Consider the following 11,520-nt stretch of genomic DNA (forward strand, 5'->3'; position numbering starts at 1 on the left):
CGACATTCCACCCGTCGATCGACGCGTGGAACGTCGGAACACGCGCGCGTATGCGGGAGGGGCACCGCCCCGGGGCGGTGGGCGCAATGGCCTGGAGGCCCGGTGCCGGTCTCGTGGACCGGCACCGGGCCTCCAGGGTGGTGGCGCTGGTGCGTCGACTACGCGCGGTGCGCGGGCGGGTGCCCCGAGTCGTGCGTGGTCGCGTCCGGCTCCACGGGGAGCGCGTGGGTGCCGGTGTGCGTGTCCTCGTGGCCGGCGACCGGGTGGGTGCGCTCGAGCTTCGCGCCCTCCACGTCGACGTCGGGCACGATGCGGTCGAGCCACTTCGGGAACCACCAGGCGCTCTTGCCGAGCAGGTGCATCGCCGACGGGATGAGCAGCATGCGGACGACGAAGGCGTCGATCAGCACACCGAACGCCAGCCCGAAGCCGATCGGCTTGATGGTGGACGAGTCCGAGAAGATGAAGCCCGCGAACACGGAGATCATGATGATCGCCGCCGCCGTGACCACCGCGCGACCCGCGTGCAGACCGCGCTGGACGGCCACCTTCGCGCTCGCACCGTGGGCGTAGGCCTCACGCATGCCGGACACCAGGAACAGCTGGTAGTCCATCGCCAGACCGAACAGGATCCCGATCTCGATGATGGGCAGGAAGCTCAGGATCGGTGCCGGGTCGTGCACCCCGAAGACCGAGCCGAGCCAGCCGAACTGGTAGATCGCGGTCAGACCACCGAACGAGGCCAGGACGGACAGGATGAACCCGGCGGTGGCGGTGATCGGCACGAGGAACGACCGGAACACGATGATCAGGATGATCAGCGACAGCCCGACGACCACCACGAGGTAGAGCGGCAGCACGTTCGAGAGCTTCTCGGACACGTCGATGTTCGCCGACGCGTTGCCGGCGACGCCGAGGGTGACCTTGCCGTCGTCGGTGGAGACGGTCTGCTCGCGCAGGTCCTTCACGACGTTCTCGGTGGAGATGCTGTCCGGGCCGCCGGCGGGCTTCACCTGGAACGCGATGATGTCGCGGTCCTTCGAGGCGCCGATGGGCAGTACGGCCTTGACGTCGTCGTTCTTCGCGATCGCCTGGCCGATGGTGACCTCGGTCGCGGTGACGTCGCTCTTGCTGATCGACTCCGGCAGGGTCGCCACGACGAGCAGCGGGCCGTTCTGACCGGCGCCGAACTCCTTCTCGAGCGTCTTGTAGGCCTTGTACTGGCTCGACTCGACGGCCTCGGACGAACCGCTCGGCAGGCCGAGGCGCATCTGCGTCGCGGGCAGGGCGATGGTGCCGAGCACCGCGACACCGAGGACGAGCGTGATGACCGCGCGCCAGCTCGACATCGGCTTGTTCGGGATCCGCGTGGAGTCGGTGTTGCCGATCTTCGCGCGCTCCTTCTTCCGCAGGATCCGCATGCCGATGAGCGACAGCAGGGCCGGGGTGAACGAGGTCGCGATGAGGATCGCGAAGAGCACCGCGACAGCACCGACCGTGCCCATCAGGCCGAGGAACGGGATGCCGGTGATGTTCAGCGCGAGCAGCGCGACGATGACCGTCGCACCGGCGAACACCACGGCGTTGCCCGAGGTGCCGTTCGCGAGCCCGATCGACTCGTGCACCTGCATGCCCTGCTTCAGCTGGGTGCGGTGCCGGTTCAGGATGAACAGCGAGTAGTCGATGCCGACCGCCAGGCCCAGCATCACCCCCAGCACCGGCGTGACCGAGATGAACTCGACGACGCTCGAGAACGACAGGGCGGTGAGCGAGGCGACGCCGACGCCGAGGACGGCGCTGACGAGCGGGACCGCGGCGCCGATGACCGTGCGGAGCATCAGGAGCAGCACGATCGCGGCGATGATGACACCGCCGATCTCACCCGGGCCGAGGATCGACGGCACACCCTGTGCGATGTCGTTCGAGACGTACACGTTGACGCCCTCGATGTCGGCCGACTCGGCGTCGTCCGCGATGGCGGTCTTCGTGTCCGCGGGGACCTCGTAGGTCGACTTCGTGAACTGCACGGTGCCGATCGCTGCGCTGCCGTTGTCCGACACGAAGCGGATGTCCTTCGACAGGTCGAGCAGGTCCGAGCCCTGTTCGAGCTCCTGCTCGTTGTCGTCGAGCTTCTGCTTGTTCGTGTCGATCGTCTTCTGGGCGTCGGCGAGCTGCTGCTCACCGGCGTCGATCTGGGCCTGCTGGGCGTCGATCTGCGCCTGCGCCTGCTGGAGCTGGGCGGCCGCAGCCTGGGCCTGGGCAGCGGGGACCGCTGCGCCGCCGGCTGCCTGCGCCTGGGCCTTCTGCGCGTCGAGCTTCGCCTGGGCATCCGCGATCTGCTGCTTGCCGGACTCGAGCTGCGTCTTCTGCGCGTCGAGCTGCTGCTGGCCGGTCTCGATCTCCGCGCGACCGGACTCGATCTGGTCACGCCCGTCGACGATCTTCTGCCGCTGGTCGTCGAGCTGCTGCTGGGTGTCGAAGCCGCTCGTCGTGCCCTTGACGCCGTCGAGCTCCTCGAGGCCGGTCAGGAAGTCGTCGATCTCGGACTGCTGCGACGACGAGAACGCCTTGCCGTCCTTCGTCTCGAAGACGATCGTGCCGTTGCCGCCGTTCGCCGACGGGAACTTGTCGGCGAGCTGGTCCTGCACCTGACTGGTCTTGGTGTTCGGGATCGTGATCGACGACGAGATCGTGCCGGCGAAGAGCGTGTACGTGACGCCCGCGACGGCCATGATCGCGACCCAGGTGATGATCACGAGCCAGTGGCGTCGTGCGGAGAACCGTCCGAGACGGTAGAGGAGACCGGCCATGCGGTTGCCTGCGGTCCTTTCGTGTCAGGTGCTGGTGGTGCGGGGTGCGCCGGTGGACCCCTGGGGGATGAGGAGGCGGGGCGGCGTCAGTCGTCGGCCATGTAGCCGCTGCGGACACTGTGCACGAGTCGTGCGAGCAAGTCGTCCCACGCGTCGAGCGCCGGTTGGTCGAGCTCGGGGCCGGACGTCGCCAGCCAGTGCTCCGCGATGACGACGATGCCGCTCATGAGCGACTCGACGAGCAGCGCGGCGTCGAGGGGGTCGGCGGCCGGGTAGCGCCGGGCGACCTCGTGCCGGAGTCGTTCGGTCACACGCGAGAACGCCGTCTGGGTCAGGACCGCGGCCTTCGGGTCGTCCTTGCCGGGGTCGCCGAGGATCCGGTACATGCTGGCGATCGCCGGAGCCAGGTCGGCGCCGCGGGCTGCGGACTCGAGCTCGTCGAACATCGACGCCCGGCTGCCGTCGCCCACCGGGGTCCGGGCCATGTCGGCGAGGAACCGGTCGATGATGACGGACAGCTCCTGTTCGCACACGGCCAGCAGGACCTCGTCGAGCGAGGCGAAGTGGTTGAAGACGGTGCGCCGGGCGATGTCGGCCCGAGCGGCGAGGTCGTCCACGCTGAAGTCGCGGCCGCCGCGCTCGTCGATCAGGTCGCGAGCGGCCTGCAGGATCGCGGCGCGGTGCTTCGCCTTGAGGGCAGCACGGCGGTCGGTCGCGATGGTCACGAGATCGAACACTAGGTGCATCGATGCACTCGGTGCAACGAGGTTGAGTGCATCCCCAGGTTCGTCCCCCGGTGCGGAACGCCCGTGCTGCACCGTTGTTCTGTCGGAGGTGTCGGGTGCCAGACTGGACGAACGAACCGCTGCGTCACCGCCCGCGGACCCGCCGCCGTACGAAGGAGTACCCGATGCCCGTCCGCCTGTTCCCGGAGACCCTCGACGAGATCGCCGCGAGCGGTGTCGCCGTGCCCACCTACGACCGCGACGGCATCACCGCCGGCATCGTTCACTTCGGCGTCGGCGGGTTCCACCGCGCGCACCAGGCGATGGTGATCGACCGGCTCCTGCAGCGTGGCGAAGCCCGCGAGTACGGCATCTGCGGCGTCGGCGTGCTCGAGCAGGACCGTCGGATGGCGACCGCGATGGCCGAGCAGGGCGGCCTGTACACGCTCGTCCTCAAGCACCCGGACGGCACCCGCGAGTCCCGTGTCATCGGCAGCATCGTCGAGTACCTGCTCGCCGTCGACGACCCGGACGCCGTCGTCGAGAAGATGGCGCACCCGGACACCAGGATCGTCAGCCTGACCATCACCGAGGGTGGCTACAACTTCGACCACGTCACCGGCGAGTTCGTCGCCGACGAGCCCGGCGTCGCGGCCGACCTGCGCGGCGACGGCCCGCCCCGCACGGTGTTCGGCCTGGTGGTCGAGGCGCTGCGTCGCCGACGGGACCGCGGCCTCGACCCGTTCACCGTGATGTCCTGCGACAACATCCAGGGCAACGGGCACGTCGCGCGGTCGATGTTCACCGCCTACGCGCGGCTGCAGGACCCGGCCTTCGCGGACTGGATGGACGAGCACGTGGCGTTCCCGAACTCGATGGTCGACCGCATCACCCCGGTCACCGCCGACGAGGACCGCGCCTGGGTCCGCGACGAGCTCGGCATCGACGACGCCTGGCCCGTCGTCGCCGAACCGTTCTTCCAGTGGGTGCTCGAGGACGACCACCCCGCCGGCCGCCCGCCCTACGAGGACGCCGACGTCCAGCTCGTCGACGACGTCGAGCCGTACGAACTCATGAAGCTCCGGCTGCTCAACGCCAGCCACCAGGGGCTCTGCTACTTCGGGTACCTGTCCGGGTACCGCTACGCGCACGAGGCCACGCAGGACCCGGCGATCGCGACCTTCCTGCGCCGCTACATGGACGAAGAGAGCACGCCGACGCTGCACCCGGTCCCCGGCATCGACCTCGAGGACTACAAGTCGACCCTGATCGAGCGCTTCCAGAACCCCGAGGTGCGCGACACCCTCGCCCGGCTCTGCGCCGAGTCGAGCGACCGGATCCCGAAGTGGCTGCTCCCCGTCGTGCGCGAGAACCTAGCCGCCGGTCGGCCCGTCACGCTGTCCGCCGGCATCGTCGCGTCGTGGGCCCGGTACGACGAGGGCACCGACGAGTCCGGTGAGCCCATCGAGATCGTCGACCGGCTCGCCGAGCCCCTGCACCGCATCGCCTTGACCCAGCGCGAGGACCGTCTCGCCTTCATCGCGAACCGCCAGGTCTTCGGCGACCTGGTCGACGACGAACGGTTCGTCGCCGCGTACCGGGACGCCCTGGACGGGCTCATCGCGGACGGCGCGCACGCCACCGTTACGCGCCTGTCGCGGTCCTGAGACGCGACCGAAAGGCGGACGGGAGGCCCGTGGCGGCGCCGCCACGGGCCTCCCGTCCGCCTGCTGCCCACGTGACGGGCGGGACGGCGGTTCGCGTCCGCGCGCTGACGGTTCCGGTTCGCGAACCCCGAGGATCGTGAACCAGAACCGTCAGCCGCTCACTGCGCGACGTCGTCCCACGGCACCGGGGTGGTCTCGCCCGTCTCCCAGTCGCGGCGCAGCACGCCGTAGCCGACCGACCCGACGGCCGGGCCGCCGTCGACGGGCCACGCCTCGCGGTAGTGGGCCTCCTGCACCCACCCGGCGCGGACGAAGACCCGTCGCATGGCGGTGTTGTCCTCGCGGGTCTGCCCCTCGAAGCGGGTGATCGCAGGCATCGTCCGGAACACGTGGTCGGTCACCGCACGCAGGGCGGGGACCCCGAGGCCCCGACCCCGGAACCGACCGGCCAGGCGCAGGTCGAACAGGGGGACGGGGTCGGCCAGGTCCTCGAGGCGGACCAGACCGATGCGGCCGTGGTCGTCGTGGTCGAGCCAGGAGGTGTCGTGCTCGTCGTCGCGGTAGGCACCGGAGTCGACGGCGCTCGCCGCGTCGGCCGCGCTGATGCGGCGTCGGACGTGGAACGGGAACTCCTCGGAGGTCAGGAACGCGAGCAACTCCTGGCGGTCGGCGCCGGCGGGGTCCAGGCGGGTGAGTCGGACGGCGGGAGCTGGCATGCCGCTCAGGGTAGTTGCACGGTCATCGGGCAGGCTCGGGGCGTGCGAGGTGGGACGAAGACGACGACCGCGGCCCTGACGGCCCTGGTGCTGGGCGGGCTGGTGGGGTGCTCCGGCGGCCCGGGTGGGGCGACGACCGGGCCGACGTCGTCGGCGTCGGCTTCTGCAACGGCTTCTGGTTCTGGGTCGGCTTCCGAGTCCGTGGCGCCGTCGACCGACCCGGCCACCGCCCGGGTCTTCGCGGCGCTGGAGCAGCGGTACGACGCACGGCTCGGGGTCGTCGCCGTCGACACCGGGAACGGTCGGACGATCGCGCACCGCGCGGGGGAGCGGTTCGCGTTCGCGTCGACGATCAAGGTGTTCATCGCGGCGGCGGTCCTCGACGCCTCGTCCGACGCCGACCTGGCGGCCGTCGTGCACTACGACCGCGGCGACCTGCTCGAGTACGCGCCCGTGACGAGCGAGCACGTCGACACCGGGATGACGGTGCGCGAGCTCATCGACGCTGCGCTCCGCTCCAGCGACAACACCGCGGCGAACCTGCTGGTGGAGCGGCTCGGCGGGCCGGACGCCGTCGAGCGGTGGCTCCGCGGCGTCGGGGACCGGACGACGCATGTCGACCGGGCCGAACCCGACCTGAACGAGGCGACCCCGGGCGACCGGCGGGACACGACGACGCCGGAACGGTTCGCGGCGGACCTCCGGACCGTGCTGCTCGGGGACGCCCTCGACGCCGCCGACCGGCGGGTGCTCCGCGAGGCGATGCTCGGCAACATGACCGGCGACGCGACGATCCGTGCCGGGGTGGACCCGTCGTGGCGGGTCGCCGACAAGACCGGCACGGCGTCCTACGGGGTGCGGAACGACATCGCGATCGTGACGCCGCCGGGGCGGGCACCCATCGTGCTCGTGGTGATGACGAGCCGGGCCGATCCCGACGCGGAGCCGTCGGACGCGCTCGTCGCCGCGGCGACCCGTGCCGCGGTCGCCGGTTTGACCGACTGAGTCGCCAGCGTCGCGGGACTAGCGGAGCGTGGTCGCCCAGCGCCCGATGGCGTCGTACGCCCGTTCCCGCACCTCCGGCGCGGACAGCACGACGTCGTGCAGGGCGCCTTCGAGCCGGCGGACCGTCACCTCTTCGCCGAGGGAGAGCGAGCGGTGCGCCACCGTGTCGACGTTCAGGGCGACGTCGGCCCGCGCCATCCCGGGGTCCCACCGCGGCTGGAGCATGCTCTTGTCGCTCAGCATCACCAGGGTCGGGACCCCGATGCCGAGGCCCTTCTCGACCTGTGCCTGGCCGTCGAAGACCGCGGCGAGCCAACCGGGGTGCAGGGGGAACCCGCGCTCCGGCCGCCACTTCTGCTCGTAGGTCCACGACCCCTCGCCCTCGGCCGAGACGGTGCGGGTGTAGAAGCCGGGGTCGACGGCGGGCATGGGAGCGAGGGGGTTCCGACGGGCACCGAGCTTGATGACCGGTGCGACGATGGCCCGGCCGACCGCGGTGGCCTGGAACTCGAGCCAGGGGCTGTTCAGCACGAGGCCGTGCACGAGCTCCGGGTGCCGAGCGGTCCAGAGAGACAGGGTCAGGCCGCCTGTGGAGTGGCCCATCGGGACGAGCCGGCGGCGGTCCGAGCCGGGGTGCTCGGCCGAGATCGCGTCGAGCGCTGCGGCGATGTCCTCGTCGTACACCGCCAGGTCGTCGACCATGCCCGGGGTCTGGTGGGGGCGCAGGCTCCGACCGTACTTCCGCAGGTCCAGCGCGTGGAACCGGGCACCGAGCCGCTCGAGGCGTTCGGCGAGCTCGACCTGGAAGAAGTAGTCCGACCAGCCGTGCACGTAGAGCACGTCGACCCCGTGCAGGGGCCCGCGACCGTGCAGCAGCAGGTCCGTCGGGGTGTGCCGGCGGCGGACCAGGGTGGCGACGACGGGGCCCTCGGAGTCGGTGCCGAGCGGCAGTTCGAGCCGTTCGTACGGTGCTCCGAGCACGTCCTCGTGCCACCCCTGGTCCGTCATGCGCCGAGCGTATCCGGCGGTGCTGCGGGTGGTGCTGGTGCGGCGGGGTCGTGCGGCGGTCACCCGGCCAGGACCACGACCTTGCCGCTGATCCGTCCCGCGGCCGCCTCGGCGTGCAGCGACGGCAGTTCCGTCAGCGGGATGCGCCGGGTGACCTCGACCGTGAGCGCCCCGGCGTCGACCAGGGACACCAGCTCCGCCAGGCGTTCTCGGTTGCGCAGGACGAACACCGTCGCCGCCCGGACCCCGCGGGACTCGTCGCCCGGTGTGGCCATGAACGCCGTGGTGCTGACGACCGCGCCGCCGTCGCGCACGACGTCGACCAGTGCCGCGAAGTCCTGCGGGTCGATCGGGGCGAGGTTGAGCAGCACGTCGACCGGCTCCGTCACGGCGGCGCGGACGTCGGTGGTGGTGTGGTCGATCACCTCGTGGGCGCCGGCCGCCCGGACGGCCTCGATGCTGCGCGGGCTCGCCGTCGCGATGACGTGGACCCCGGCGCGGACGGCGAGCTGGATCGCGTACTTCCCGACGACACCGCCGGCGCCCATCACGAGGACCCGCTGGCCCGCCTCGAGCCGACCGTCGTCGAACAGGGCCTGCCACGCGGTGAGTGCCACCGAGGGCAGTGCCGCCGCGTCGGCCAGCGGGATGCTCGTCGGTGCGGCGACCACCGCGTCCGCCGGGGCGATGACGTACTCGGCCGCCCCGCCGTCGAGTTCCATCGGCAGGAACGCGATGACGGCGTCCCCGATCGCGATCCCCTCGACACCGTCGCCGAGCGCATCGACGGTGCCGGACACGTCGTAGCCGGGGACGTGCGGCAGCTGGACCGGGATCGGCAGGAACCCGCCCCGCATCCCGTTGTCCGCCGCGTTGAACGCCGAGGCGGCGACGCGGAGTCGCACCTGCCCGGCACCCGGGGTGGGCTGCTCGACGTCCTCGGTGCGGAGCACCTCGGGACCGCCGACCTCGTGGAACCGTACTGCCTGCATGATCGTGCCCTTCGTCGGTGTTGCTCGTTGTGCTTCGAGTTCGAAGCAACTGACGATGACGCTAGCACTGCTTCGAACTCGAAGCAACAGGTAGGATGGGTTCCGTGACGGATGCGCCGAACTCCCTGACCCCGACGCAGCTCGGGGCGTACTTCGCCTTCACCGAGGTGAGCAGCTTGCTGCGCCACGCGGTCGAGCGGCAGCTGCGCGACGTGGGCGGCCTGAGCTACGTGCAGTTCCAGCTGCTCGCCCGGCTCGGTGACGCACCGGGCGGGCAGCAGCGCATGACCGACCTCGCCGACGGGGTCGTCTACAGCCGCAGCGGTTTGACGTACCAGGCGCAACTGCTCGAGCAGCGTGGGCTGGTCACCCGCGGGCCCTCGCCCGACGACGAACGCAGCACGGTCGTGACGATCACCCGGGGCGGTCGTGACGTCCTCGCAGCCGTCTTCCCCGGTCACATCGAGGCGCTGCACACCCTGCTGTTCGCGTCGATGTCGGACGCGGACGTCGACGACCTCGCGCGGATCCTCGGGGGAGCGGCGGAGCACCTGCGCGCGAACCCACCACGGTCCGCGGGCGCGCGGCGGCGCAGCTGACGGAACGCTTGCGCTGCGCCGTCGCGCCAGCCGGGGCTCGCGGTCTAGCTGCGGGGTGCCCGCACCAGGAACAGCGTGACGGCGCCGAGGACGACCGCGGCGACGATGAGCGCCCAGGCGAGCACGATGACCGGCCCGTCCCAGGGGGTGAAGAGCAGTCCGACCCCGATCACCAGGGCCACGGCGGCGCCGATGAGGGCGAGGCGATGCGGTCGTACCGGAGCGGTGCGTGTCACAGCGCCCACGGTACGCGCGCCGGGCTGGCAGTGCGGCGTCGAGCGGGCACGCCGGTCACACGGTCGTGCGCATCACCCACCGCCACTTCGCGATGCGGCGGTCGCGCACGAACCCGAACTGCGTGAACAGTTCTTCCGGTCCGGTGTGCAGGTAGGCCCCGCGCTGCGGCTTCCGCTCGACCGTCTGCTCCGGGTAGGCCTCGACCGTCCCGCCGCCCGCCCGTCGGATCTGGTCGAGCGCGGTCGTGACCGCGGCGCGTGCGACCCCCTGGCCGCGGTGTCGGGACTCGACGAACACGCAGCCGATCCGCCAGTCCGGCGAGGTGCCGGCCTCGCGGGCGTAGGCACCGGGGTTCAGGATCGTCGGCAGCTCGACCGGCCGCCCGAACTGGCACCAGCCGACCGCCGTGCCGTCGGCGTAGACGAGCACCTGGTGGTTCGTGCCGTTCCGCACGTGTCGGTGCTTCGCCTCCTGGTGGGACACCGTCGGGTCGGGCGTCCCGCGTGGGCCGTCCGGGTGGAAACCGATGCACCAGCACCCGCCCCACACGCCGTTGCTGCGGGTCACGAGCGCGGCGAAGTCGGGCCACGTCTCCTCGGTGAGCATCGCCGTCGAGTACTCCATGGGCCGATGATCCTCCGGTCCGGGTGATCCCGCCACCGGAACGGAACCACGAACGGCCTGGAGGCGCGGTGCCAGCTGGCACCGCGCCTCCAGGCCGCCGTGGGTGTGGGTCCTAGGACAGCTTCTTGCTGTCCTCGAGCCACCCCGCGAGCTTGGTCATGTAGTCGGCCTGCGACGCGTAGTCGAGGGCCGGGAACGTCCAGCTGTGGACCTGGCCCGCCTCGAGTGCGGCGTTGTCGGCGAAGGTCGGCTGCTTCTCCAGATCGGCGACCTGGTAGCCCTGCTGCGACAGCAGCAGCACGTCACCGGTGATCTGGCCGGCGTTCTCCCACGAGTAGATGCCCCAGTAGAAGCCCTCGGGCTTCGGGTTGACGAAGTCGACCCCGTACGACGCGTACATCTGCAGCGACGGCTCGTCGGTCGGGCGGGTGACGTAGGCGCCGTCACCGTCGGCGTACATCGAGACGACCGACAGGTCCTTCTCCTTCGAGACCTTCTCGAGCTCGTCGGCCGCGGTGTCGAAGCGCTCCTCGGCGGCGTCGACCGTCGACTCCTTCGCGCCGAGGGACTCGGACAGTTCCGCGATCGTCTCGATGACGTCCTCGCCCTTGCCGCCCCACTTCACCTGGACGACGGGCGCGATGGCCTCGATCTGCTTCTCCTGCGCCGTGTCCTTGAAGCCGTAGCCGGGCTGCTTCGTGTCGAGCGTGCCCTTGGCGTCGGTCGGGTAGACCGAGGTGACGACGAGGTCGGGCTTGAGCGCGGCGAGCTGCTCGAGGTCGATGTCGCCGTAGGCGGTGCCGAGCTGCGTGATGCCGTCGGTGTCCAGGCCCTCGAAGCGGGCGTCCTTCGCCATCGTCAGCTGCCCGAAGGTGCCGACGGGCTTCAGGCCGTACTCGATGAACGACAGGGCGATGTCGTTCAGCACGACGACACGCTTCGGCGTGTGGTCGACCTTCACGGTGGCGCCCGTGGCGTCCTCGTAGGACCACGCCTTCGACGCGGCGGTGCCGCCGTCGGAGTCGGAGTCGTTCGAGTTGCCGGTGCTCGAGCAGCCGGTCAGGAGGAGTGCCGAGACGGTCACGGAGGTCAGGAGGGCGGCGCGCAGGTGGCCACGTCGGGAGGTCTTCACGTTAG

The 11,520-nt window shown here is 70.9% G+C and carries 11 protein-coding genes; 3 read left to right on the forward strand and 8 right to left on the reverse strand.

Annotated elements, in window-relative coordinates; genetic code table 11:
* Positions 1-158: 158 nt before the first annotated feature.
* Positions 159-2,810, reverse strand: a complete 2,652-nt coding sequence (locus tag DEJ27_RS13625; RefSeq protein ID WP_111091183.1) for an MMPL family transporter — start codon at positions 2,808-2,810, stop codon at positions 159-161.
* Between the two features lie 86 nt (positions 2,811-2,896).
* Positions 2,897-3,535, reverse strand: a complete 639-nt coding sequence (locus tag DEJ27_RS13630; RefSeq protein ID WP_027466131.1) for a TetR/AcrR family transcriptional regulator — start codon at positions 3,533-3,535, stop codon at positions 2,897-2,899.
* Between the two features lie 185 nt (positions 3,536-3,720).
* On the opposite strand from DEJ27_RS13630, the gene DEJ27_RS13635 reads away from it, so the two are divergent.
* Positions 3,721-5,202 (forward strand): mannitol dehydrogenase family protein, encoded by a 1,482-nt coding sequence (locus tag DEJ27_RS13635; protein ID WP_111091184.1) that lies wholly within the window; start codon positions 3,721-3,723, stop codon positions 5,200-5,202.
* 158 nt (positions 5,203-5,360) lie between these two features.
* On the opposite strand, the gene DEJ27_RS13640 is transcribed toward DEJ27_RS13635, so the two are convergent.
* A complete protein-coding gene (locus DEJ27_RS13640) occupies positions 5,361-5,918 on the reverse strand; it encodes a GNAT family N-acetyltransferase (RefSeq protein WP_111091185.1) in 558 nt (185 codons plus the stop codon).
* Between the two features lie 102 nt (positions 5,919-6,020).
* Here DEJ27_RS13640 and bla point away from each other — a divergent pair, with 102 nt between their 5' ends.
* Positions 6,021-6,923, forward strand: a complete 903-nt coding sequence (gene bla, locus DEJ27_RS13645; protein ID WP_375231899.1) for a class A beta-lactamase — start codon at positions 6,021-6,023, stop codon at positions 6,921-6,923.
* Between the two features lie 18 nt (positions 6,924-6,941).
* Here the strand turns inward: bla and DEJ27_RS13650 are convergent, their stop codons facing one another.
* Together DEJ27_RS13650 and DEJ27_RS13655 are read right to left on the reverse strand one after the other, a co-directional pair.
* Positions 6,942-7,931, reverse strand: a complete 990-nt coding sequence (locus tag DEJ27_RS13650; protein WP_110862622.1) for an alpha/beta hydrolase — start codon at positions 7,929-7,931, stop codon at positions 6,942-6,944.
* 59 nt (positions 7,932-7,990) lie between these two features.
* Complete coding sequence (locus tag DEJ27_RS13655; RefSeq protein WP_111091187.1) at positions 7,991-8,923, reverse strand: NADP-dependent oxidoreductase; 933 nt, start codon at positions 8,921-8,923, stop codon at positions 7,991-7,993.
* A gap of 95 nt (positions 8,924-9,018) precedes the next feature.
* On the opposite strand from DEJ27_RS13655, the gene DEJ27_RS13660 reads away from it, so the two are divergent.
* On the forward strand, positions 9,019-9,522 hold the full coding sequence (locus tag DEJ27_RS13660) for a MarR family transcriptional regulator (protein WP_220032970.1): 504 nt from the start codon (positions 9,019-9,021) through the stop codon (positions 9,520-9,522).
* A gap of 44 nt (positions 9,523-9,566) precedes the next feature.
* Here DEJ27_RS13660 and DEJ27_RS13665 read toward each other — a convergent pair whose 3' ends face one another.
* From DEJ27_RS13665 to DEJ27_RS13675, 3 genes are all read right to left on the reverse strand, one after another.
* Positions 9,567-9,758 carry a hypothetical protein gene (locus DEJ27_RS13665; protein ID WP_110862603.1) on the reverse strand — a complete coding sequence of 64 codons (192 nt, stop codon included), beginning with the start codon at positions 9,756-9,758 and terminating at the stop codon, positions 9,567-9,569.
* Between the two features lie 55 nt (positions 9,759-9,813).
* Positions 9,814-10,383 carry a GNAT family N-acetyltransferase gene (locus DEJ27_RS13670; protein WP_220032969.1) on the reverse strand — a complete coding sequence of 190 codons (570 nt, stop codon included), beginning with the start codon at positions 10,381-10,383 and terminating at the stop codon, positions 9,814-9,816.
* 112 nt (positions 10,384-10,495) lie between these two features.
* Entirely contained in the window at positions 10,496-11,515 is a 1,020-nt protein-coding gene (locus DEJ27_RS13675) for an ABC transporter substrate-binding protein (RefSeq protein ID WP_110862602.1), read from the reverse strand.
* Positions 11,516-11,520 lie beyond the last annotated feature (5 nt).

This window comes from Curtobacterium sp. MCPF17_018 (assembly GCF_003234135.1).
Taxonomy (GTDB): Bacteria; Actinomycetota; Actinomycetes; order Actinomycetales; family Microbacteriaceae; genus Curtobacterium; species Curtobacterium flaccumfaciens.